This is a genomic window from Aquabacterium sp. TM01 (genome assembly GCF_057808345.1).
Genome location: NZ_AP046529.1, coordinates 744543 through 768735, shown reverse-complemented (window position 1 = coordinate 768735; position 24193 = coordinate 744543). Strand labels below are relative to the sequence as shown.

General features: G+C 67.6%; 20 protein-coding genes. 11 read left to right on the top strand and 9 right to left on the bottom strand.

The window, feature by feature from the left end; all coding sequences use genetic code 11:
* Positions 1-7: 7 nt before the first annotated feature.
* The gene (locus AC3WW4_RS03500; RefSeq protein WP_488827007.1) at positions 8-1279 is read right to left on the bottom strand and encodes an efflux RND transporter periplasmic adaptor subunit; all 1272 of its coding nucleotides are present in this window, start codon (positions 1277-1279) and stop codon (positions 8-10) included.
* A 126-nt stretch (positions 1280-1405) separates the two neighbouring features.
* Between AC3WW4_RS03500 and AC3WW4_RS03495 the strand changes: the two genes are divergently transcribed.
* Entirely contained in the window at positions 1406-2041 is a 636-nt protein-coding gene (locus AC3WW4_RS03495) for a TetR family transcriptional regulator (RefSeq protein ID WP_488827006.1), read from the top strand.
* 17 nt (positions 2042-2058) lie between these two features.
* Here the strand turns inward: AC3WW4_RS03495 and AC3WW4_RS03490 are convergent, their stop codons facing one another.
* Together AC3WW4_RS03490 and AC3WW4_RS03485 are read right to left on the bottom strand one after the other, a co-directional pair.
* A complete protein-coding gene (locus AC3WW4_RS03490; protein ID WP_488827005.1) occupies positions 2059-2718 on the bottom strand; it encodes a histidine phosphatase family protein in 660 nt (219 codons plus the stop codon).
* Between the two features lie 78 nt (positions 2719-2796).
* Positions 2797-3153, bottom strand: coding sequence for a DUF1840 domain-containing protein (locus AC3WW4_RS03485; protein ID WP_488827004.1), 357 nt, complete (start codon positions 3151-3153; stop codon positions 2797-2799).
* 157 nt (positions 3154-3310) lie between these two features.
* Between AC3WW4_RS03485 and AC3WW4_RS03480 the strand changes: the two genes are divergently transcribed.
* The 5 genes from AC3WW4_RS03480 (at position 3311) to AC3WW4_RS03460 (ending at position 8751) form a co-directional block, all read left to right on the top strand.
* Positions 3311-3919 (top strand): YqiA/YcfP family alpha/beta fold hydrolase, encoded by a 609-nt coding sequence (locus tag AC3WW4_RS03480; RefSeq protein ID WP_488827003.1) that lies wholly within the window; start codon positions 3311-3313, stop codon positions 3917-3919.
* Between the two features lie 117 nt (positions 3920-4036).
* On the top strand, positions 4037-6100 hold the full coding sequence (locus tag AC3WW4_RS03475) for a ribonuclease catalytic domain-containing protein (RefSeq protein WP_488827002.1): 2064 nt from the start codon (positions 4037-4039) through the stop codon (positions 6098-6100).
* 39 nt (positions 6101-6139) lie between these two features.
* On the top strand, positions 6140-7030 hold the full coding sequence (locus tag AC3WW4_RS03470; RefSeq protein ID WP_488827001.1) for a TonB family protein: 891 nt from the start codon (positions 6140-6142) through the stop codon (positions 7028-7030).
* A gap of 18 nt (positions 7031-7048) precedes the next feature.
* The gene (aroE, locus tag AC3WW4_RS03465; RefSeq protein ID WP_488827000.1) at positions 7049-7915 is read left to right on the top strand and encodes a shikimate dehydrogenase; all 867 of its coding nucleotides are present in this window, start codon (positions 7049-7051) and stop codon (positions 7913-7915) included.
* A gap of 26 nt (positions 7916-7941) precedes the next feature.
* Positions 7942-8751: a transglycosylase domain-containing protein gene (locus tag AC3WW4_RS03460; protein WP_488826999.1), complete on the top strand. Its 810-nt coding sequence runs from the start codon at positions 7942-7944 to the stop codon at positions 8749-8751.
* A gap of 75 nt (positions 8752-8826) precedes the next feature.
* Here the strand turns inward: AC3WW4_RS03460 and AC3WW4_RS03455 are convergent, their stop codons facing one another.
* Positions 8827-10374 (bottom strand): DEAD/DEAH box helicase, encoded by a 1548-nt coding sequence (locus AC3WW4_RS03455; RefSeq protein WP_488826998.1) that lies wholly within the window; start codon positions 10372-10374, stop codon positions 8827-8829.
* A gap of 58 nt (positions 10375-10432) precedes the next feature.
* Positions 10433-11551 (bottom strand): aminoglycoside phosphotransferase family protein, encoded by a 1119-nt coding sequence (locus AC3WW4_RS03450; protein ID WP_488826997.1) that lies wholly within the window; start codon positions 11549-11551, stop codon positions 10433-10435.
* A gap of 116 nt (positions 11552-11667) precedes the next feature.
* Here AC3WW4_RS03450 and AC3WW4_RS03445 point away from each other — a divergent pair, with 116 nt between their 5' ends.
* From AC3WW4_RS03445 to AC3WW4_RS03425, 5 genes are all read left to right on the top strand, one after another.
* Positions 11668-14244, top strand: coding sequence for an LPS-assembly protein LptD (locus tag AC3WW4_RS03445; RefSeq protein WP_488826996.1), 2577 nt, complete (start codon positions 11668-11670; stop codon positions 14242-14244).
* Complete coding sequence (locus AC3WW4_RS03440) at positions 14225-15622, top strand: peptidylprolyl isomerase (RefSeq protein ID WP_488826995.1); 1398 nt, start codon at positions 14225-14227, stop codon at positions 15620-15622. Before AC3WW4_RS03445 ends, AC3WW4_RS03440 begins: the two co-directional genes overlap by 20 nt.
* Entirely contained in the window at positions 15612-16451 is an 840-nt protein-coding gene (gene rsmA / locus AC3WW4_RS03435) for a 16S rRNA (adenine(1518)-N(6)/adenine(1519)-N(6))-dimethyltransferase RsmA (RefSeq protein ID WP_488826994.1), read from the top strand. The genes AC3WW4_RS03440 and rsmA overlap by 11 nt, the downstream gene beginning before the upstream one ends.
* Before the next feature lie 99 nt (positions 16452-16550).
* Entirely contained in the window at positions 16551-17798 is a 1248-nt protein-coding gene (locus tag AC3WW4_RS03430; RefSeq protein ID WP_488826993.1) for a multifunctional CCA addition/repair protein, read from the top strand.
* A gap of 108 nt (positions 17799-17906) precedes the next feature.
* Complete coding sequence (locus AC3WW4_RS03425) at positions 17907-19748, top strand: long-chain-acyl-CoA synthetase (RefSeq protein ID WP_488826992.1); 1842 nt, start codon at positions 17907-17909, stop codon at positions 19746-19748.
* Positions 19749-19830: 82 nt separating this feature from the next.
* Here AC3WW4_RS03425 and ftsZ read toward each other — a convergent pair whose 3' ends face one another.
* From ftsZ to AC3WW4_RS03405, 4 genes are read right to left on the bottom strand one after another with little or no spacing between them, the layout of a single operon-like run.
* A complete protein-coding gene (gene ftsZ / locus AC3WW4_RS03420; RefSeq protein WP_488826991.1) occupies positions 19831-21051 on the bottom strand; it encodes a cell division protein FtsZ in 1221 nt (406 codons plus the stop codon).
* 56 nt (positions 21052-21107) lie between these two features.
* Complete coding sequence (gene ftsA, locus AC3WW4_RS03415) at positions 21108-22337, bottom strand: cell division protein FtsA (RefSeq protein ID WP_488826990.1); 1230 nt, start codon at positions 22335-22337, stop codon at positions 21108-21110.
* Between the two features lie 12 nt (positions 22338-22349).
* A complete protein-coding gene (locus AC3WW4_RS03410) occupies positions 22350-23189 on the bottom strand; it encodes a cell division protein FtsQ/DivIB (protein ID WP_488826989.1) in 840 nt (279 codons plus the stop codon).
* Positions 23190-23218: 29 nt separating this feature from the next.
* Positions 23219-24193 (bottom strand): D-alanine--D-alanine ligase, encoded by a 975-nt coding sequence (locus AC3WW4_RS03405; RefSeq protein ID WP_488826988.1) that lies wholly within the window; start codon positions 24191-24193, stop codon positions 23219-23221.

Genomic DNA, 24193 nt, shown 5'->3' with positions numbered 1-24193 from the left:
CGCCCCTTTACTTCGATGCCGCAGCGGAAGCAGCCGGGGCTGCACCCATGCCGGCTTGCGCGCTCGGCTGCTGCCACGGCACCGCCTTGACGGGCGCCTTGGGGTTCATCATCTTCTGGAAGCCATCGACCATGACCTGCTCCCCGGTCTTGAGACCGCCGAGCACGACCCAGTCGTTGCCCTTGGCGCCACCGAGCTTGATCTGACGGGACGAGACCATGCCCTTGTCGTCGACCACCATCACGGTGTCAGCCTGCGCGCCACGGGTGACGGCCTGCTGGGGCAACAGGATGCCGCCCTCGACCTGAGCCTGGGACAGGCGCACCCGCACATACATGCCCGGCAGCAGCAAGCCATCGGGGTTGGGCAGCTCGGCGCGCAGCGACACCTGACCGGAGGTGGCGTCCACACTCAGGTCCGAGAACAGCAACTTGCCCGGCAGCGGGTATTCCTTGCCATCGTCCAGCACCACGCGAATCTCGGCCGCATCGGCCCCGGCGCGCTGCAGAGCGCCAGATTTCAGGGCTGCCCTCAGCTTGATGACCTCGTTGGCCGGCTGGGTGAAGTTGACGTACAGCGGGTTGACCTGCTGGATCAGCGCCAGCTGGGTGGCCTCGCCCTGCCCCACCAGCGCACCTTCGGTGACCAGGGCGCGGCCGATGCGGCCCGAAATCGGGGCGGTCACGGCGGCGTAACCCAGGTTGATGCGCGCGGTCTGCACGGCGGCCTTGGCGGCGGCCACGTCGGCCTGCGCCTGGCGTTGCGCCACCTGGGCATTGAGGAATTCCTGCGGGCTGATGGCCTTGGCGGCCTGCAGCGGCTCGTAGCGCTGGACCAGGGCACTGGCCTGCGCCAAGTTGGCCTCGGCCTTGGCCTGGGTGGCCTGGGCGCTGTCAAACGCGGCCTGGAACGTGGCCGGATCGATCTGGAACAGGGGCTGACCCGCCTTCACATCGGCGCCTTCGGTGAACAGGCGCTTTTGCAGGATGCCGGCCACGCGGGCACGGACCTGCGCGGTGCGCACGGCCTCCAGGCGGCCCGGCAATTCGCTCATCACCGGCACGCTGTGCGGCTGCACGGTGACCACGCCCACCTGGGCTGGAGGCATGCCGCCGCCCGGCGCGCCTGCCGGCGCAGCGGCCTTGTCATCGCCGCAGCCTGCCAGCAAGGCCACCGTCACGGCACACAGCGCCAACCCGGCCTTCGAACGACCACGCCAGCGCGGCGCCGTGGCATCGGGTTGCAATTGAGAAAACGCTGTGGGATCTTGGCTGACCATGGGCACCTCTTGGAAGACGGATCTTGTCGACAATACAAGACCGAAATATACATACATTCTTGTATGTATGTATGTGTCCGATTGAACGATAATCCCCACACTCTCCACTGATTTTGTGTCACCCCCATGCGCGGCACCAAAGAAGATGCACAACACACCCGCGAGGTCCTGCTGGACGCCGCGGAGGTGCTGTTTGCGCAGCGCGGGGTGTCGCGCACCTCACTGCAGGAAATTGCCAAGGCTGCAGGGATGACCCGAGGCGCCGTGTACTGGCACTTCAAGGACAAGGCGGAACTGTTCAATGCCATGATGGCACGGACCGCCTCACCCATGGAAGAGGCCGCGCAGACGCTGTTGGACACTCCCTTGCCCCCGCTGGCCGAACTCAAGCGCACGGCCATGGACGCGCTGACCCGCATCGCCCACGACCCCCGCACGCGCCGGGTGTTCGGCATCGCGACCCAGAAGGTGGAGTACGTGGACGACCTGATGGGGATACGCGAGCGCCACCTGGAAATCCACCAGACTTGCCAGCTGTGCGTGCGAACGGCGGTCGAGCGGGCGCAATCGCTGGGCCACGTCTCGGCACACCTGAATGCGCAGGTGATCACGATGAGCTATCAGGCCATGCTCAACGGCCTGATCAACCACTGGATGCTCGACCCCGACGCCTTCGACCTGGTGAGCTGCGGCGAGCAGAGCCTGGACCTGTTCATGAACGGCTTGCGGCAACAGCCGCCAGCCACGCCCTCGGCGGGCTGAAGCACGCCAGACGCGTCTTACGCCGCGCGCACGGCCCCGTCGCTGTGTTCGTCCAGCGTCTCACCCAGGTGCTGGTCATCGGCCCAGCCCACCATGGTGAACCCCTCGGGGCTGTAAAGCAGGCGGTTGATGGCCGCGTTGCCCACCTTCCAGGCGCGTGGCGCGTCCAGCGGCAGGCGGTTGGCCGCGCGGTAGAAACAATCCAGCACCCCACCATGGGCCACCACGGCAATGCACCCGCCAGGATGGCGCCGCGCGAGCCGGGCCAAGGTGCCCACCACCCGATCGTAGAAAGCCTGCAGGGCTTCGCCGCCATCGGGCCCGAAAGCGGGGTCGCGCTCTCGCCAGCGACGGGCCTGCTCGGGCCAGCGAGACGTGATCTCCTGGTGCGTCAGCCCCTCCAGGTGACCGAAATGCCGCTCGCGCAAGCCCGCATCCAGGCTCAAGGTCAGTTGTTGCACCTGGGCAATGGCTTCGGCCGTGGTGCTCGCACGCTGCAGGTCACTGCTGTAGACCGCCTGCAGGGACTCGCCCCGCAAGGCCTGCGCCACCCGTTCGGCCTGCCACAGACCGGTGTCGTTCAAGGGAATGTCGGTGTGGCCCTGGATGCGGCTTTCGGTGTTCCAGGCGGTTTCACCATGGCGAATGGCGAGGATGCGGGTGGCGTGCTCAAGCATGCGTCCATGATGCCTCAATCGTGCTGCAGCGCACAATCCCCCTGGTTGCTCAGAGTGACCCGGCTGACACGCCCCGGGTCACACGCCCCACACGATGGGCTTGTCGGCCGCGTGGGCTTTCTCCAGCATCTGGATCAGCGGCCAGGCCCGCAGACGCAGGCTGACCCGCTCCCCCAGGAAGTCCGGCTCACGCTGATCACCCTCGTCGCGCTCGTCATGGTCTGCGCCTCGCGCATGATCTGCGGCGTGGGCCCCTTCGTCCTCGGACGCCTCATCACCCAGCGCGCGCAGGATCTGCAAGGCGGCCGGCATGTCTTTCGGCTCGATGATGCCCTTCGCCGCCGGCGCCTTGCCCAGCAGCTTCAACAAGGATTCGGCATGGGCCTGGACCATGAACAGGTCGCCCGTGGCCTGGGATTTGAACGTGATGGACATGGTGTACGCCCCTTCTGGCATTGTCTGAACGACGGCGGCGACGCACTGGGGCAGACACACCCCATGATGCGGCAACGCCTGCACGCGGCATACTGACCGGTGCACGCCTGCACCGTATCACGGCGCAGCCCCTGTGTCTGCCAGAAAGTCACCTGCCATGTCCACGCCGACTCACCTGCTGTACCTGCACGGGTTTCGCTCCTCGCCCCAGTCGGCCAAGGCGCGCCAACTGGGCGCCGCCATCGCCCACCTGCAGCAGCAAGGCCACAACCTGACCTGGCTGTGCCCACAGCTGCCGCCCTCCCCTGCTGAGGCCATCGCCGAGCTGATGGCGCTCGTCCTCGACTGGCCCCGCGAGCGCACGGTGGTGATCGGCTCCTCGCTGGGCGGCTTTTATGCCACCGTGATGGCCGAGGAGTTCGATTGCCGTGCGCTGCTCATCAACCCCGCCGTGGCCCCGGCACGCGATCTGGCGCGCCACATCGGCGAACAGAGCAACTTTCACAACCCGGCCGACCACTTTTTCTTCCGCCCCGAATTCATCGGCGAGTTCGAGGCGATGGACCCCTACCCCATCACCCGCCCGGAGCGCTACCACGTGCTGGTGGCCGAGGGCGACGAGGTGCTGGACTGGCGCGAGATGGTGGCCCATTACCTGGGCACCCAGCTCACCGTGCTGCCGGGCAACGACCACGCCCTCAGCGACTTCGCCACCCACCTGCCCACGGTGCTGGGCTGGCTCGGCCTGCCCGTGCCCGTCGCCTGAGCACCCCTGGCCCGGCTGTGCCGCTGAACCCACAGACGCGCCTCATGCATCTGGGCAAGCGCCAGGGGCCCTCGGGATGGGACAATCACGCTTCCACCCTCGCGAGATTCCATTTCGATGTTTGCCCTTTTTGATGACGCCGGCAAGTTCCTGGCCGGTCGTGTGATGTCCGAAGCCGACAGTTCGATGCAGATCGAGCTCGATTCGGGCAAGCGCGTGAAGGTGAAAGCCGCCAACGTGCTGCTCAAGTTCGCCAAGCCCAGCCCGGCTGAACTGATCGCCCAGGCCGCCGCGCAAGCGACCGACATCGACACGGACCTGGTCTGGGAAGTGGCCCCCGAAGAAGACTTCGGTTTTGACGAACTGGCCCGCGAGTACTTCAGCGACAACGCCGACGCCGTCCAGCAGGCCGCCATGCTGATGCGCCTGTTCGAGACCCCGCACTACTTCCACCGCCGCGGCAAGGGCCGCTTCAAGAAGGCGCCGGAGGACATCCTCAAGCAGGCCTTGATGGCCATCGAGCGCAAGAAGCAGATCGCGCTGCAGATCGAGCAATGGGCGCAAGAGCTAGCCAGCGGCCAATGCCCCGCCCCCATCAAGGACCAGCTCTACAAGATCCTGTTCAAGCCCGACAAGAACGGCGCCGAGTACAAGGCCGTGGTCGAGGCCGCCAAGCAGGCGCAGCGCGCCCCGCTGGACCTGCTCAAGGACGCGGGCGCCATCGACAGTCCCTACCAGTTCCACTGGAAGCGCTTCCTGTTCGAGAACTTCCCCAAGGGCACCGGCTTCCCGGCCCTGGAAGCGCCCCCGATCAAGGACGAGCTGCCCGTGTCGGCCGCACAGGCCTTCTCCATCGACGACTCGATGACCACCGAGATCGACGATGCCCTGTCCGTGCAGGGCCTGGGCAGTGGCACCGTGGTGTTCGGCATCCACATTGCGGCGCCCAGCCTGGCCATCCTGCCGGGCAGCCCGATCGACGGCGTGGCGCGCGGGCGCATGTCCACCGTCTACATGCCGGGCCACAAAATCACGATGCTGCCCGACGACGTGGTGCAGACCTACACGCTGCAGGAAGGGCGCGACTGCCCGGCCGTCTCGCTGTACGTCACCTTCGACGAGGCCACGCTGGCCGTCACAGCCACCGAGACCAAGCTCGAGCGCGTGCCCATCGTTTCGAACCTGCGCCACGATCAGCTCGACGGCGTCATCACCGAGCCCACACTGACCGGCGAAGCCCCCGCGACCTATGCGCATGCGGCCGAGCTGGCCTTTGCCTTCCGTCTGGCCAAGCACCTCAAGGCCCAGCGCGAAGTCGTGCGCGGCAAGCCCGAGAATTTCAACCGCCCCGACTACACCTTCAAGCTGGTGAGCGAGGCCGGTACCAACACGATGCACGACGGCATCGAGCCCACCGGCATCGAACAGGTGCTGATCGGCACGCGCCAACGCGGTGCCCCGCTGGACTTGATCGTGGCCGAGGCCATGATTTTGGCCAACAGCACCTGGGGCGGCTGGCTGGCCGAGCTGGGCGTGCCCGGCATCTACCGCAGCCAGGCCAGCCTGCAGCCCGGCATCAAGGTGCGCATGAGCACCAAGCCCGCGCCGCACGCCGGCATGGGCGTGGCGCAGTACACCTGGGCCACCTCGCCACTGCGCCGCTATGTCGACCTGGTCAACCAGTGGCAGATCGTCGCCTGCGCCAAGAATGGCCGCACCGCCGCGCTGGCCGCGCCCTTCAAGCCCAAGGATGCCGAGCTGTTTGCCGTCATCTCCAACTTCGACACGGCCTACAGCACCTACAACGGCTTCCAGTCGGCGATGGAGCGCTATTGGACGTTGAAATACCTGAGCCAGCAAGACCTCAGCGAGCTCGACTGCGCCGTCATGGTCAACGGCCTGGTGCGCGCCGACAGCCTGCCGCTGGTCTTCAAGGCCATTGGCGCCGACAGCCTGCCGCGCCATGCCCGCGTGCGCGTGCGCATCACCGGCGTGGACCTGCTGACCCTGGACGTGCACGCCAGCGTGATCGCCCGCCTGGACGAGGCTGGCAGCACCACGGATGAGGGTGACTCCGAGGGCGAAGGCGACGAAGAGGTGCTCGACAATGCAGGACCGCTGACCCTGGCCATTGACGTGAGCGATGCCGATGCCCCGACGGGCGACGCACCGGCGGCCTGAGGCCCTTTGACTGAACGCTGACGATTGGACGTGCCCCGGATGCTGGACCGCCTTCGCTCTCTGTGGAGCCGCCTGACCCTGCTGCAGATCTGCCTGGGGATCTCGGTGGCGGTGCACGTGGCCCTGTTGGGTTTTCGCTTCGTGGACCCAGACGGGTTCAACCGCACCTTCAAGGACACCCCGCTGGAGGTGATCCTGGTGAACGCGGCCAGCGAAGAGGCCCCCGAGAAGGCCCAGGCGCTGGCGCAGCAGAACCTCAGCGGCGGCGGGGAAGCCGACAAGGGGCGCGCCACCTCGCCTCTGCCTCCCTCGCAAGACGCGACGATGGGCGACGCGATGGAAGACACCACGCGCATGATCCAGCAGATGCAGCGAGAGCAGCAGAACCTGCTGACGCAGGTGCGCAACGAGCTGGCCGCCCTGCCCCCCCCTCAGCCACGCGACAAGGCCGACACCGCCCAAAGCCGCGCCGAAGAAGAGCGCCGCCGACAGCTGACCAAGCTGCTGGCCGAAATCGACAAGCGCATCCACGACGAGAACGCCCGCCCCAAGAAGCGCTACCTGAGTCCCGCCACGCTGCGCTCGGTGGATGCGCTGTACTACAGCGCCTTCCGCACCCAGGTCGAACGCGCGGGCACCACCTACTTCCCCATGGAAAAGGGGCAAAAGCTCTATGGCGAACTGGTGATGGAAGTGTGGCTCAACCGCCAAGGCAAGGTGGTGGACGCCATCGTGCTGCAAAGCTCGGGCAATGCCCTGCTCGACAAGCGTGCCCGCGCCATCGTCATGCAGGCCGGCCCCTTTGGCATGGTTCCCGCCGAGGTGAGCGCGGGCAATGACCTGCTGCTGATTTCCTCGCGCTTTCGCTTCACGCGCGACGCCGGCATGGAAGCCACCACTGAAAAGGCCGCCCCCAGCGCGGCGCCCTGAACCCTTTGCCTGATCACGATGACCGCCTCCGCCCCTGACCGCTACGCTGTGGCGGGCAACCCGATCGCCCACAGCCGCTCGCCGCTGATCCACACGCAGTTTGCACAGCAAACCGGCCAGGCCATGGTCTACGAGCGCCTGCTGTGCCCGCTGGACGCCTTCGCCGCCACCTTGCGCCACTTTGCCGACGAAGGCGCCAAGGGCTGCAACGTCACCGTGCCCTTCAAGTTCGAGGCCTTCGAGATGGCCGCGCGTCGCACCCCGCGTGCCGAGCTGGCCCAGGCTGCCAACACCCTGCGCTTTGATGCCCAAGCCAACGGCGGCTGGGTGGCCGACAACACCGACGGCGTGGGCCTGGTGCGCGACATCACCGTCAATGCCGGGGTGACACTGGCCGGCGCGCGCGTGCTGCTGCTCGGTGCCGGGGGCGCCAGTGCCGGCGTGCTCGGCCCCCTGATCGAGGCGCGTCCGGCCGAGATCGTGGTGGCCAACCGCACGACCGACAAGGCCCAGGTGCTGGTCGATCGCCATGCCGGCTGGGCCTGCGAACATGGCGTCACGCTGAGCGCCCGCTCACTGAATGAGCCGGGCCAGGCGTATGACGTGCTCATCAACGGCACGGCCGCCAGCCTGTCGGGGGGCGGCATCCCGGTCGGCCCCGAGGTGCTCCACCCCGGTAGCCTCGCGCTGGACATGATGTACGGGCCGGCTGCGCAGGCCTTCCTGGACTGGGCCCGCGCCCACGGTGCTGTCGCCCGCGATGGCCTGGGCATGCTGGTCGAACAAGCCGCCGAATCCTTCGCGCTGTGGCGCGGCGTGCGCCCGGACACCGCCCCGGTGCTGACGGCCATGCGCGCGCTGGTGGACGGCCCGGCCAGCCACTGAACCTTCACGCCACCCAAGCCCACCCCATGACCTCCCCGGTGCGCGCCGTCTGGCGCATCCTGGCCCTCATCGTGCTGGCCGGCCTGAGCCTGCAGCTCTACTTTGTGGCCCGCGTGGCGCTGATGGCCGTGCTCGCGCCCGAGTCCACAACCTTCCAGCGCAGTGAAATGCGCCGCATCGTCGCCGACAGTGGCACCCTGATGTGGAGCCAGACTTGGCGCGATGCCGATCAGATCTCGGATCACCTCAAGCGCGCCGTGATCGCGTCAGAGGACGCAAACTTCGTGGACCACGCCGGCATCGAGTTCGAGGCCCTGCAAAACGCCTGGAAGAAGAACAACCGGGCCGAGGAAAGGGCCGAGCGCGCCCGTCAGGCGGCGCTGGCCCGCCATGAGCGTGCGGTAGCACGGGCGGTGAAACGCGGGCGCACCCCACCGCTGCCCCCGGCGGCCGCGCAGGCGGTGCCCAAGGTGATCGGGGGCTCCACCATCACCCAGCAGCTGGCCAAGAACCTGTTCTTGAGCAAGGAGCGCAACTTCCTGCGCAAAGGCCAGGAAGTGCTGATCACCTTCATGCTCGAAGGCCTGCTCAGCAAGGAGCGCATCCTCACCCTCTACCTCAACAACGTGGAATGGGGCGAAGGCGTGTTCGGCGCCGAGGCCGCGGCAAACCACTACTTCCACGTCGGCGCCGCTCAGCTCGCCCCGATCCAGGCCGCCCGACTGGCGGTGATGCTGCCCGCGCCCAAGCGCTTCGAGAAGCAGCCCAGCTCAGGCTATGTCATGGGCCGCGCGGGCACGATCGCCGCGCGCATGCGGGACGTGGAGCTGCCCTGAGAGCCCGGAAGGACAAACGGCTGCCCGTAAGGCAGCCGCTGGCGTGTTTGTTGGCAGGGACCCGCAGGCCGCCGCTCAACGGCGGTTCGTGCCCGTGCCGCCCAGCAAGGCCGCGACCTTGCGCTTGGGCTTGAGGAAGCGCGACAGGCCCGAACCACCGCCTGCGGGGGCGGCTTGTCCCGCTGCACTCTTGGTTTCCCAGGCCGGATCGGCCGACGGATCGGCTTCGTAGGGCTTGTCGAAGAAGGGGTCGGACGATGGGCGACGCTGCGGTGCGGCGCGCACGGGGCGTGGCTCGCGCTCCTCACGGCCTTCGCTGGCACGCGGACGGCTCTCAACATCCCCCTCGCGGGCTTCGCGACGGTAACCATCACGGTCCCCACGCTCGCTGCGCTCACCCCGGTCGCTGCGACGGTTGCGCTCCAGCTCGAAGGGCTCGACCTCGGGCTTTTTCTTGATCAGCTTTTCGATGTCGCCCATCAGGCGCGCATCGGAGCTCGTCACCAGCGACACAGCCAGACCACTGGCACCCGCACGGCCGGTGCGGCCAATGCGGTGGACATAGTCTTCGGCGTTGAAGGGGATGTCGTAGTTGAACACCGCCGGCAGGGCCGCGATGTCGATGCCGCGCGCGGCCACGTCGGTGGCCACCAGCAGGTCGAACTCGCCGCGCTTGAAGGCGTCCAGGGCCTTCATGCGCTCGTCTTGCGACTTGTCGCCGTGCAGGGCCGTGGTGCGCAGGCCATCGCGCTCGAAGGTGCGGGCCAGGCGGGCGGCGCCCAGCTTGGAGTTGACGAAGACGATGGACTGCTTGATGTCGCGGTCGCGCAGGATCTGGCGGATCACGTGGCGCTTGTCGTCGTCATCGACGCGGTAGAAGCGCTGCTCGACATTGGTGGCCGTCTGGTTCGGACGGGCCACCTCGACCAGCACCGGGTCTTGCAGGTAGCTTTGCGCCAGCTTCTTGATCTCGGGCGAGAAGGTGGCCGAGAACAGCAGGGTCTGGCGCGTCTTGGGCAGGTAGCTCAGGATGCGCTGCAGGTCGGGCAGGAAGCCGATGTCGAGCATGCGGTCGGCTTCGTCGAGGACCACGTACTCCACCTGCGAGAGGTTGCAGTTCTTGGCCTCAATGTGGTCGATCAGGCGGCCCGGGGTGGCGATCAGCACCTCGACGCCGGCCTTGAGCTCGATTGTCTGCTCTTTCATGTTCATGCCGCCAAACACCACCGCCGAGCGCAGGTTGCACTTGCTGGCGTAGGTCTTGACGTTGTCGGCCACCTGGATCGCCAACTCGCGCGTGGGCGCCAACACGATGGCGCGCACGGGGTGGCGCGCCGGCGACATGCTGGCGTTCTCGTGCTTCATCATTTTCTGAAGCAGCGGGATCGAGAAGGCGGCGGTTTTGCCGGTGCCGGTCTGGGCAGCGCCCATCACGTCGCGACCGGCCAGGACCAAGGGAATGGCCTTGGCCTGGATCGGCGTCATCGTGGGGTAGGCAATGGCGCTGAGGATCTTGGGATCCAGGGGCAGCGTGTCAAACCGGGCGGGGGCTTCGGGCGCGGCCTCGGGGGCGGCGCTCACCTCGGCCGTCACGGCCGCGTCTTGGGGGAGATTTTCATTCATCGAGGCCGGATTATCCGCTTCTTGCTGCTTTTTTGCGCAGTTTTCTTGCGAACGCCCCTCAGAACGTGTAACCGACCTGCGTCTGGATGCCGCCGTGGGCCGCTTCGGCCTGCTCCAGCAGGCGCGCGAGCGGGCCCAGGCCCTGGTAGCGCGAGGCCACGCGGTGGGCGTAGGTCCACACGCGGGGGATGTCGTCGAGGTACTGGCGCTTGCCATCGCGCAGGCCCAGACGGGCGAAGATGCCCAGCACTTTGAGGTGGCGCTGCAGGCCCATCCACTCGAACTGACGCCAGAAATCGGCAAAGTCCTGCGCCACGGGCAAACCGGCTTTGCGGGCCTTTTCCCAGAAACGCACGGCGTAGTCCAGCTGGATGTCCTCGTCCCAGATCACGTAGGCGTCGCGCAGCAGCGAGACCAGGTCGTACGTCAGGGGGCCGCGCACGGCGTCCTGGAAGTCGATCACGCCCAGACGCGCCTTGGGATCGGCCGGGTCGGCCATCAAGTTGCGGCTGTGGAAGTCGCGGTGCACGAAGCCGGTGGGCTGGGCCAGCACCTCGGCCTTGATGAGGGCGAAGGTCTGGGCCAGCATGGTGCGCGCGGCCTCGTCCAGCGTCAGACCGCGCAGCTGGGTCAGGTACCAGTCGGGCAGGAGGTCGAGTTCGCGCTGCAGCAGGGCGTCGTCATAGGGCGGCAGGCTGTCGGCGGGCACACCCTGCAGGCGCACCAGCTCGTCGATCGCACTCATGTACAGGGCGCGGTTGTGAGAGGCAGGACCGTGGTCGTAGTCGGTGGCCTCCAGTGTGGCCAGGAAGGTGTGCTGGCCCAGGTCGGACAGCAGCATGAAGCCCTGGGCCTCGTCCCATTCCAGGATGTGGGGCACGCCCACTCCGCCGGCCTCCAGCAGGCGGGCCACGGCCACGAAGGGGTGGCAGTCTTCCTTCTCGGGGGGCGCGTCCATGATGATCAACGTGCCGCGCGGGGCCATGGGGGCGTCCACCCGGAAATAGCGGCGGAAGCTCGCATCGGCGCTGGCCGAGCGCAGGCTGTCGGGCTGCACACCATGGCGGCCCGCCTGCGCGGCCAGCCAGATCCCGAAGGCCTGCTGACGGGCCAGATCGGCCCAGTGGATGTCGGAAGCAGGCGAGGCCGAAGCCGGTGTGGACGACGAGGAGGTCATGGCGGAGTCAGGGAACGGTCAGAAGGCAGAGGGACATGAAATAATGCACCGATTTTAGGCAAGGCCAGCCTGCACCTGCGCAGGCCCCGCCGCCGCCCCTTTAGCGACGCGCCATCGTGACCGTGAATTCCCTCCTGGCCTGCCCCCCTCGACGCCCTGGCGTCCTGCCCACCCGCTGGACCCCGACCGCTTACGCGGCCGGCCTGGCGCTGGTGAGCCTCGCCCTGACGGTGCCCGCCCGCGCCCAGGCGGTGGACCCATCGCCACCCAATTTGCTGGCGCAGGCGATGCCTCCCGCCTCGGGGGCGTCGACCCCCACGGCCCTGCCCTTCTCGCTGCCCCAAGTCGTCACGGGCGGCAAGCAGGGCAAGGAGCCGATGTATTTCGAGGCCGACCACCTGGAAGGCGAAGCCGGCGAGCGCACCCGCGCCACCGGCAAGGTGCGCCTGCGCCAAGGCGACCTGTCGCTGCAGGCCGATGAACTGACCCACACTCAGGCCGACAACACGGCCCGGGCCGTGGGCAAGGTGCGCATCGAGCGCCAGGGCAACATCTTCCTGGGCCCGGAGCTGTCGCTGCAGCTCGACCGCCTCGAAGGCGAATTCGTGCGCCCGCGCTTCTGGTTTGCGCGTCCACAGGCCGGCGGCCAAGCCGAGCTGGTCGAGTTCCTGGGCGAAAAACGCCTGCGCGCCACCCGCACCACCTACAGCAGCTGCACCCCGGCCAACACGGCCGAAGGTCTGCCGGCTGAGCCCGACTGGTCGCTGCAAACCAGCAGTGTCTACATGGACATGGAGGCCAACGAGGGCATCGCGCGCAATGCCGTGATCTGGTTCAAGGGCGTGCCCATCCTGGCGACGCCCTACCTGAGCTTCCCGCTGAGCGATGAGCGCAAGTCCGGCCTGCTGCCGCCCAGCTTCTACTTCGACAGCAAGAGCGGTTTCGAGTTCTCGCTGCCGTATTACTGGAACATCGCGCCCGACCAGGACGCCACCATTGCGCCGCTGCTGTCCACCCGCCGCGGGCTGGGCCTGGACCTGGAGTACCGCTACCTGGCCCCCAACGACAAGGGCACACTCAATCTGATTGGCCTGCCGGACGACCGCGTGGCCGGTCGCGCACGCGGCTTGGTGGACTACATCCACCAGGGCAGCTTGCGCATGGGAGATTCGCCCTCACAAACCGTCTACGACCTCCAACTGCTGCGCGTGTCCGACGACGACTACTGGCGCGACTTCACCCACAACCTGAAGAACAAGACGCCTCGCCTGTACGACAGCCACCTGCGTGTCGAGCAGGTGCTCAATGAACGCAACTGGGGCTTGGGCGACAGCCAGACCAGTTTGTATGCCGGGGTGCAGAGCTGGCAGACCCTGAGAGACCTGGACCCGGCCTCCGACCCGACACTGAGCGCCATCGAGGCGCCCTACCGGCGCACGCCCCAGGTCGGCATCCGCAGCCGCAGCGGCGTGAACCAGGCCCTGAACTGGCAGCTCCAGGGTGAGTTCAACCGTTTCACCCACCCGGACGCACAGAAGGTCTCTGGCAACCGCGTGCACGCCGTCGGGCAGCTGGACCAGTCGTTCGACCTGGGCCCGCTCACGCTCACACCGCGTCTGGCCCTGCACAGCACCAGCTACGATCTGGACAAGGTGCAGGGCAGCAACCAGCGCAGCCTCACCCGCACCGTCCCCACCGTCAGCCTGGACGCACGCACCGAGCTGGAGCGCCCGGTCGAACTGTTTGGCCGCCAGTTGACGCAGACCCTGGAGCCGCGTGTGCGCTACGTGCGCACGCCCTACCGCGACCAGAGCATGCTGCCGCTGTTTGACAGCGCACCGCGAGACTTCAACCAGTACGCCATTTTCAGCAGCGACAACAACGACAACGCCTACACCGGCGTGGACCGCATCTCCGACGCCAACGAGATCACGATGGGCGCCACCTCGCGCCTGCTCGACGAACGTGGCGCCGAGACCCTGCGCTTGGGGATCGTGCAAAAGTGGCTGCTGTCCGAACAGCGCCTCAACCCCTACGGCGCCGACCCCATCAAGGCCGGGCTGTCCGACACGCTGTTGCTGGGCTCGACCTCGGTCTTCCCGAGCTGGTACCTCGACGGCACCACCCAGCTGGGCGCCGACAACCAGGCCACCCAGCAGGCCACCCTGGGCGTGCGCTATTCGCCGGGGGCCTGGCGCACCATCGGGGCCACCTACCGCTACAACCGCAACAACAGCGAGCAGCTGGAAGTGGGCTGGCAATGGCCGCTGAGCGGACGCAAGCCGCCGCTGCAAGAGGTGATGGCCAAGGCCAGCTCGCCCGATGTTCCCAAACCCGGCCAGCTCCTGAGTGGCGGCAACCAGTGCGGTGGCGCCTGGTACACCGTGGGCCGGGTGATCTACGACAAGCGTGACCACCGCTTCACCAACACCCTGGCGGGTTTCGAATACGATGCGGGCTGTTGGATCGGCCGTTTCGTGATGGAGCGCGTGGCCATCGGCCAGAGCGAAGCCACCACCCGCCTCATGTTCCAGCTGGAGCTCATCGGCCTGTCCCGGCTGGCCCTGGGCTCCAACCCGCTGCGCACCTTGCAGACCAGCATCCCGGGCTACCGCCTGCTGCGCGACGAAGCGCCGCAGCCTCCGGCCCTTGCCCCCCAGCCTTTCCTCGACGATGACACACCCCTTCCGTAAGCCCCGTCTGCGCCCCCTGGTCCAGGGTCTGTGCCTGAGCCTGTTGCTCACCAGCCTGACGCCGGCCCAGGCTCAGCTGCGCAACCCGGACGCCCCTTCGGTGGTGCCGCGCATTCCCGGCACCCGCCAGTTGAGCACTGGCCTCCAGCTCGCCGGCAAGCCGACCACGGCGGACTACATCGTGGCCGTGGTGGACCAGGAGCCCATCACCCACATCGACGTCGACAAGCGGGTGGCCCGCATCCAGGAAACAGCGCCAGCGGGCAGCCGCCTGCCCCCTCCGGACGAGCTGCGCCGCCAGGTGCTCGATGCGCTGATCGACGAGAAGGTGCAGATCTCGTACGCGCGCACCGTGGGCTTGGGCGTCTCGGACGCCGAGGTTGACGCGGCCATCGAGAACATCGCCGCCCAGAACAAGCTGAGTCTGCGCGAGATGCAGCGCCGCATGGAGGCCGACGGCCTGGACTACCCGCGCTACCGCGCCAGCCTGCGCGAGCAGATCGTGCTGCAGCGCCTGCGTGACCGCGAGGTCAACGCCCGCATCCAGATCAGCGACAGCGACATCGACGCCTTCCTGGCCACCGACCCGACCGCCCAGGCCGAGGTGGCGCTCAACCTGGCTCACATCCTGATCCCCGTGCCCGAGGGGGCGACGCCCGCCCAGGTCGAGGCGCTGCTTGCCAAGGCCCGTCAGGTGCAGGAGCAGGCCCGCAGCGGCGGCAACTTCAACCAACTGGTGCGCACGCACTCGGCCGACACCCAGACCAAGGAACAGGGCGGCGCGTTTGGCATGATGCCGATCAGCCGCCTGCCCGACCTGTTCGTCTCGGCCGTGCGCGAGCTGAAGGTGGGCGAGGTGGCACCGGTGGTGCGCTCCAACGCCGGCTTCCACATCCTCAAGCTGATCGAGCGCGAAAACAGCGCCGAAGCGACCTACACCCAGCAACGCAGCCGCCACATCCTGCTGCGCAGCAACCCCAAGGAGTCCACGCAGGCCCAGGTGGCCCGCCTGGCCGAAATCCGCAAGGAAATCGTGACCGGGGGCGGCAGCTTCGCGCAAATGGCCCGCCAGAACTCGCAAGACGGCAGCGCCGCCAACGGGGGCGACCTGGGCTGGGCCTCGCCCGGCCAGTTCGTGCCGGAGTTCGAACAAGCGCTGACCGCCCTGCAAGCCGGCGAAATCTCGCAGCCCATCGTCAGCCGCTTCGGGGTCCACCTGATCCAGCTCCTGGAACGCCGCGAGGTCAAGCTCACCGACGCCCAAAAGCGCGAAGCCGCCCGCGCGGTGCTGCGCGAACGGCGCTTTGAATCGACCTACGAAGACTGGGCCCGCGAGCTGCGTGCCGCCGCCTGGGTGGAAATGCGCGATGCGCCCTGATTCCCGCTCCAAGCCCGCCCGTCCGGGCGGCCAGCGCGCCGTGCAAGGCGGTGGCGGCCACATTGCCCGCAAGCGCTTTGGCCAAAACTTCCTCGTCGACCACGGCGTGATCGACGAGATCGTGCGCGCGATCGCGCCGCAACCCGGCCAGGCCCTGGTCGAAATCGGCCCGGGCCTGGGCGCCCTGACCAACCCGGTGGTCGAGCGCAGTGGCCAGCTCACCGTGGTCGAGCTCGACCGCGACCTGGCCGCGCGCTTGCGCAAGCGCCCCGAGTTGAACGTCATCGAGTCCGATGTCCTGAAGGTGGATTTTGGCGCCCTGGCCCAGGCCTGCGGCCAAAAGCTGCGACTGATTGGCAACCTGCCTTACAACATCTCCAGCCCCATCTTGTTCCACCTGCTGCCCTGGGCCGACCAGGTGGTGGACCAGCACTTCATGCTGCAAAAGGAGGTGGTGGACCGCATGGTGGCCACGCCGGGCAACAAGGACTACAGCCGCCTGAGCGTGATGCTGCAGTGGCGCTACCGCATGGAGTGTGTGGTGGACGTGCCGCCCGGCTCGTTCGACCCGCCGCCCAAGGTGGACTCGGCCGTGGTGCGCATGATCCCGCTGGCCACACCGCCTGACGTGGATCTGCCCGAGTTCGCCAAGATGGTGGCCGTGGCCTTTTCGCAGCGCCGCAAGATCCTGCGCCACACGCTGGGCGCCTGGATGAGCGAGCACGGCATCGAGACCGAGTTCGATCTGCAACGCCGCGCAGAGGAAGTGCCGGTGGCCGACTACCTCGCTCTGGCGGCGCTGAAGAAAGCGAAAGGCGTCTCCGCCTGACGTCAGTTCTGCATCAACCGTGCCAGGCTGAACGCACCAGCCGTGTGCACGGGGTGGCGGCAGCGGCCCCACACGGCCAGCCTCGCTACACTGCCATCCATGCAGATCTATCTCGTTGGCGGCGCCGTGCGCGACCGCTTGCTGGGCCGCCCGGGCGGTGACCGTGACTGGGTGGTGGTGGGCAGCACGCCCGACGCCATGGTGGCGGCCGGCTTCCGTCCGGTGGGCAAAGACTTCCCGGTCTTCCTGCACCCTGACACCCAAGAGGAATACGCGCTGGCGCGCACCGAGCGCAAGCACGGCCATGGCTACCATGGCTTCCAGGTCTACGCCGCCCCCGACGTCACGCTCGAAGACGACCTCGTTCGTCGCGACCTGACCATCAACGCGATGGCCGAAGATGCCGAAGGCCGCGTCATCGACCCGCATGGCGGCCAGCGCGACCTCAGCGACCGGGTGATGCGCCATGTCTCATCCGCTTTTGCCGAGGACCCGGTGCGCATCCTGCGCGTGGCGCGCTTTGCCGCCCGCTTCCCCGACTTCACCGTGGCCGACGAGACCCAGGCCCTGATGCGCCAGATGGTGGACGCTGGCGAGGTGGACCACCTGGTGGCCGAGCGCGTGTGGCAGGAGCTGGCCCGCGGCCTGATGGAGGACCGTCCCTCGCGCATGTTCGAGGTGCTGCGCGACTGTGGCGCGCTGGCGCGACTGCTGCCCGAGCTGGACCGCCTGTGGGGCGTGCCCCAGCGCGCGGACTACCACCCCGAGATCGACACCGGCGTGCACGTGATGATGGTGCTGGACATGAGCGCACGTCTGCAGGCGCCCTTGAGCGTGCGCTACGCCTGTCTGGGCCACGATCTGGGCAAGGGCACCACCCCGGCCGACATCCTGCCGCGCCACCTGGGGCACGAAGGCCGCAGCGTGCAACTGCTGCGCGCCGTCAACGAACGGCTGCGCGTGCCCAACGAGTGCCGCGAACTGGCCGAGGTGGTGGCGCGCGAGCACGGCAACCTCCACGGCAGCCTGAACTTTGGCGCCGCCGCGGTGCTGCGCCTGCTCGGGCGCTGCGACGCCTGGCGCAAGCCGCAACGCTTTGCCGAGGTGCTGCTGGCCTGCGAGTGCGACGCCCGCGGACGCCTGGGTTATGCCGACCAGCCCTACCCGCAAGGCGTGCGGCTGAACAAAGCGCTGGCCCTGGGGCAGGCTGTGGACACCGCCCGCGTCTCGGCCGAAGCCTTGGCGCGTGGTCTCAAGGGGCCGGCCATCGGACAGGCCATTGAGGCCGCCCGCGAGGCCGCGCTGGCCGCGGGCCTGGACGACGGCTGGGCAGCACGCCAGGACTGACGCCGCACGCCGTCGGACTCGGCGCACCTGTCGCATATTCACCCCCACACAGGGGGTCGATGCGGCCCGCTGTCCAGGTCGGGCCATGGTGCCGCCTAGACTGGACCGATGACCCCTCCCGCATCCGACCGGGCGCCGGCCGCGCCCCAACTCGTTCGCCTCACCGACTGGATTCCGGCCGCCTGGCGCACCGTCCGCACCGATCTGCGCCTGCTGCTCAAAGGCCTGATCGGCCTGCTGCGGCTGCGCCCGACCCGCCTGGGCTCCATCGGCCAGACCTTCGCCCAGCAGGCGGCCCGCCACCCCGATCGACCGGCCGTGGTCTGCGGCAACCGGCGCTGGACCTATGCCGAGTTCAATGCCTGGGCCAACCGCTGCGCCCACGCCCTGCAGGCTGCAGGCGTGCGCCAGGGCGACAGCGTGGGTGTGCTGCTCGACAACCGCGCCGAGGTGCTGGCCTGGGTGCTGGGCACCGTCAAGCTGGGCGCAGTGGCCACCTTGCTGAACAACCAGCAGCGCGGCGAGGTGCTCGCGCACAGCCTGCGCCTCAGCCACCCGACCCTGGTGGTGGTGGGCGAGGCCTGTGCCGAGGCCCTGCACAGCCTGCCCTCCGCCGAGCGCGCTACCTTGTGCGAACGCTGGTGGTGGGAAGGCGAAACGCCCCCGCCCGACGAGCTCGCCTGGGCGCAGGAGCGCCTGGCCCTGGCCCCCAGCCACAACCCACCCGAAACCGCCGCCATCCGCCTGCACCAACCGGCGTTTCACATCTACACCTCGGGCACCACCGGTCTGCCCAAGGCCTCGGTGATGTCGCACTACCGCTGGCACCGCTGCATGTCGGGCATGGGCATCATGGGCCTGCGACTGCGGCCCGACGACGTGCTGTACTGCCCCCTGCCGCTGTATCACAACAACGCCCTGACAGTGTCCTGGGGCGCCGTGGTGGGGGCCGGTGCCAGCCTGGTGCTCGTGCCCAAGTTCAGCGCCTCGCGCTTCTGGGACGACGTGCGGCGCTATCAGGCCACGTCCTTTTGCTACATCGGGGAGCTGTGCCGCTACCTGCTCAACCAGCCCGCCCGCACGGACGATCGCCAGCATGCTGTGCGGGCCATGATCGGCAACGGGCTGCGCCCCGAAATCTGGAATGCTTTCCAGCAGCGCTTCGGGGTGGCCCACATCGCCGAGTTCTACACCGCCAGCGAGTGCAACCTGGCCTTCATCAACGCCCTGGGCCTGCCTCGCACGACCGGTCTGTGCCCCTTGTCGTTTGCCATCGTGCGCATGGACCTGGACACCGAACTGCCTGTGCGCAGCGGCCGACGCCAGCACATGAGCCGGGTCAACCGAGGTGAGGTGGGCCTGCTCATCACCGAGATCACCCCCCGCGCGCCACTGGACGGCTACACCGATGCCAAAGCCACCGAAGCCAAGGTGCTGCGCAACGTGTTCAAACAGGGGGACGCCTGGTTCAACACTGGCGACCTGGTGCGCCACCAGGGGCTGCACCACATGCAGTTCGTCGACCGCCTGGGCGACACCTTCCGCTGGAAGGGCGAGAACGTGGCCACCACCGAGGTGGAAGGCGTGCTCGCGCATCAGCCAGAGGTGGCCGAAGCGGTGGTCTACGGGGTGACGGTGCCGGGGGCGGACGGGCGTGCCGGCATGGCGGCGATCACGCTGAGCGATGGCGCGGGCCCGCTTGATGGGGCGGCGTTGGCCCGGACACTGGGCGAGCAACTTCCGCGCTACGCGGTGCCGCTGTTTCTGCGGCTGCGCGACGACCATGCGGTCACCGCGACGTTCAAGTACAGCAAGGTGGCGCTCAAACGGGAGGGCTTTGACCCGGCCGTGGTCCACGATGCCTTGTATGTGCTGACACCCGACGGCTATGTGCGGATGACGGACGCGATCTGGCGAGCCTTGTCAGCAGGCACGCATCGTTTCGACTGAGAGAGAACAACAAACGGCCAAAAGCCCCCTGCGACCGGCACGGCGCAGGGGGAAAGAGGCAACAACGAGAGAGAGGGCGAAATCAGTCGGCCTGACGACGCAGGAAGGCCGGGATTTCGATCTCGTCCATGCCGTTGCTGGCCAGAGCGTCGACCTTCGCTGCCGCTTGCGTGCGGCCACTGCGCCACACGCTCGGGGTGTTCAGGCCACTGAAGTCACCACCGGCGGTGGCACGGCCCATGCCCAGGCCACTGGGGTGCGGGGCCACCGGGTCGGTCAGCACGGGGATGTTGTCCGTGCCGGTGCGCAGGGCGCTGTGCACCACGGTCATCGGGGCGGCAGCCCGCTTGGCCGAACACAGGCCCGTGGCGATCACGGTCACGCGCAGCTGGTCGCCCAGGCTTTCGTCGTAGGCCGTGCCGTAGATCACGTGCGCATCATCGGCAGCATAACGACGGATGGTGTTCATCGCATTGCGCGACTCGGCCAGCTTGAAGGTGGCCTTCGAGGCGGCGATCAGCACCAGCACGCCACGGGCGCCTGACAGGTCGATGCCCTCCAGCAGCGGGCAAGCCACGGCGGCTTCAGCCGCCTTGGTGGCGCGGTCCGGGCCGCCGGCGGTGGCCGTGCCCATCATGGCCTTGCCGGGCTCGCTCATCACGGTCTTGACGTCTTCAAAGTCGACGTTCACCAGACCAGGGATGTGGATGATGTCGGAGATGCCACCGACGGCGTTCTTGAGCACGTCATTGGCCTTGCCGAAGGCTTCTTCCTGGGTGACGTCGTCGCCCATGACTTCGAGCAGCTTCTCGTTGAGCACAACGATCAGCGAGTCGACATTGGCTTCGAGTTCGGCCAGGCCGGCATCGGCCTGCTTCAGGCGGCGGTTGCCTTCGAATTCGAAAGGCTTGGTCACCACGCCCACGGTCAGGATGCCCATTTCCTTGGCGACGCGCGCGATCACGGGGGCCGCGCCGGTGCCGGTGCCGCCGCCCATGCCGGCGGTGATGAACACCATGTGCGAGCCGTCCAGCGCATTGCGGATCTGCTCGACGGCCTCTTCAGCCGCGGCCTTGCCCGCTTCCGGCTTGGCGCCAGCGCCCAGACCCGAATTGCCCAGTTGCAGCAGCACTTCGGCGCTGGAGCGGTTCAGAGCTTGCGAATCGGTGTTCGCGCAGATGAACTGCACGCCCTGCACACTCTCGCTGATCATGTGCTCGACGGCGTTGCCGCCACCGCCGCCCACCCCGATCACCTTGATCTGTGTACCCATGTCAAAGTTGTCGATCATCTCGATGGCCATGTCGTACCTCTCTCTTGTTTAACGGTTGCCGGTTGAAATCGTGTGAAAACTATTTTTTAAAAACTGCCTACAAACCAGTCGCGCACGCGGCCGAACAGGGACTGAACCGACCCCACCTGCTGCGCCGCTTTCATCCCGCGCGAACGCGCGAGCCTTGCCTCTTCGAGCAAGCCCATGACGGTGGCCGAGCGCGGGCTGGCCACCATGTCGTGGAGGGGGCCCGCGTACAAGGGCGTCCCCTTGCGCACGGGCTTGAGGAAGATGTCTTCGGCCAGTTCGACCATGCCAGGCATGACCGCTGAGCCGCCCGTCAGGACAATGCCCGACGACAACAGTTCCTCGTAACCAGACTCGCGGATCACCTGGTGAACCAGCGAGAAAATTTCTTCGACGCGCGGCTCGATCACGCCGGCCAGGGCCTGACGCGAGAGCATGCGCGGGGCGCGGTCGCCCAGACCGGGGACCTCGACGTGTTCGTTCGGGTCGGCCAGCAGTTGCTTGGCCACGCCGTAGTCCACCTTGATGTCTTCGGCGTCCTTCGTGGGTGTGCGCAGCGCCATCGCAATGTCGCTGGTGATCAGGTCACCGGCAATGGGGATGACGGCCGTGTGGCGCACCGAGCCATCGGTGAAGATGGACACGTCGGTGGTGCCCGCGCCAATGTCGACCATGGCCACGCCCAGGGATTTTTCGTCCTCGGTCAGCACGGCCGAGCTCGACGCGCTGGGGTTGAGCACCAGCTGCTCGGCTTCCAGGCCGCAGCGGCGCACGCACTTGACGATGTTTTCGGCGGCGCTCTGGGCGCCGGTCACGATGTGGACCTTGACCTCCAGGCGGCCACCGCTCATGCCGATGGGCTCTTTGACCTCGTGCCCGTCGATGATGAACTCTTGCGGCTCGACCAGCAGCAGACGCTGGTCGTTGGGGATGTTGATGGCCTTGGCCGTCTCGACCACACGCTGCACGTCGATGGGCGCAACTTCCTTGTCGCGCACGATGACCATGCCGGTGCTGTTCTGGCCGCGGATGTGGCTGCCGGTGATGCCGGTCCAGACGCGGGCGATCTTGCAGTCGGCCATCAGCTCGGCCTCTTTGAGGGCTTGCTGGATGGACTGCACCGTGGCGTCGATGTTGACGACCACGCCGCGCTTGAGGCCGTGGCTGGGCGCCATGCCCAGGCCTGCGAGGCGCAGGTCACCGCCGGGCATGACTTCGGCCACGACCGCCATCACCTTGGCAGTGCCGATGTCGAGTCCGACAACCAGATCCTTGTATTCCTTGGCCATGGTGTGTTTGCGTTAACGGGTTGAAGACAGAGGTTTCTTGGGAGGAGCCGCGCCGTCCTGCAGGGTCGTCAGGCCACGGAGCTTGACGGCATACCCCTGCGGATAGCGCAGATCGGCTTGAGACAGGGGCGCCGGGTAGTAGCGGCGCAATTCAGGCAAAGTCGCCACGAAGCGTTCGGCGCGCACGAGGATCTCTTCATCGCTGCCGCGGCCCAACACGACCTGCGCCTCGTCATCGAGTTGCAGCGACCAGGAGCCCCGGTCGCTCAGCTTGAGCGTGAGCACCTCGCCCAGGGGCTTGAACACCGCCTGCAGGCGTTTCAGCATGTCCAGCATGTGGCGCGACTGGCTGCCGTCGGGGCTGGCCGGCGCTTCGAGCGTGGGCAGGCGCTCGTCTTCGACGTCACCCAGGTTGGCATCGAAGACCTCGCCAAAGGTGTTGACGAGCTGGTCTTCGCTGTGGGCCTGACGCCAGTAGGCAACGGGCTGGTGCTCCTCCAGCGTGACGCGCAGCTCGTTGGGCCAGACCCGGCGCACGACCGCCTTGCGCACCCAGGGCACGGACTCGAAGATGGCGCGGCTACGCACCAGATCGGCCTGGAAAAAGCCCCCGTACAGACGCGGCACGGTGTTGGCCCGCACGGTGGCCAGGTTGTTGCGCTGCAGGTCCCCCTCGATCTGCACGCGCTGCAGCTCGAAGTACGGCAGACGCCCCAGCTTGATCAGGCCCGCGGCCATCACCATCAGCACCGCCACGACCGCCAGCGCGATGGCGGCCGCGTTCATCCAGCGGACGTCTTGCGGCGTCTCATCGGGTGAGCTGTAGCGGTTGAGGGCGGCGGCGGCCAACATGGTGGTGGGCGTGTGTGGTGAAGGGCGGGTCAGCGGATCTGGGTGTCCAGGCTGGCCGATGCCAGCAGGTGCAAGCACAGCTGCTCGTAGCTCAGGCCCGCCACCTTGGCCGACATGGGCACCAGCGAGTGTCCGGTCATGCCCGGTGAGGTGTTGATTTCGAGCAGGAAGGGCTGACGGTCGGACTGGCGGATCATCACGTCGGCACGCGCCCAGCCCCGGCAACCCAGGGTCTTGAAGGCCCGCACGACTTCGCGCTGGATCTCGGCTTCTTCGCCCGCGTCGAGCTGGCTGGGGCACAGGTACTTCACGTCATCGCTGAAGTACTTGTTCTGGTAGTCGTAGTTGCCACCGGGCGCGACGATGCGGATCACCGGCAGGGCCTGGGCCACGCCGTTGACGATCAGCACCGGGCAGGTGGTTTCCTCACCTTCGATGAACTGCTCGCACAGCACCTCGGGGTCGTGCTGGGCAGCGGCGGCATAGGCGGCTGCGCATTGCGACACATCGGTCACCTTGGTCAGTCCGATGGACGAGCCTTCGCGGGCGGGCTTGACGATCATCGGTGCGCCCAGGGCGATCAGGGCCTGCTCGCACTCGTGGGCGTTGGCCACCAGGCGCCACTCCGGCGTGGGCAGGCCCTCGAAACGCCAGATGCGCTTGGTCATCACCTTGTCCATGGCGATGGACGAGGCCATCACGCCGGAGCCGGTGTAGGGGATCTTCAGCAGTTCCAGCGCACCTTGCACGGTGCCATCTTCCCCACCGCGCCCATGCAGGGCGATGAAGCAACGGGCCACGCCTTCGGCTTGCAGTTCTTGCAGCGGACGCTCGGCCGGGTCGAAGGCAAAGGCGTTGACGCCTTGCGATTGCAGGGCTTGCAGCACGCCGGCGCCCGACATCAGCGAGACGTCGCGCTCGGCCGAGGTGCCGCCCATCAGGACGGCGACCTTGCCCAGGTCAGCGGGGTTCACCGTCGGGGCTGTGAGGTGAATGGGGCTCAT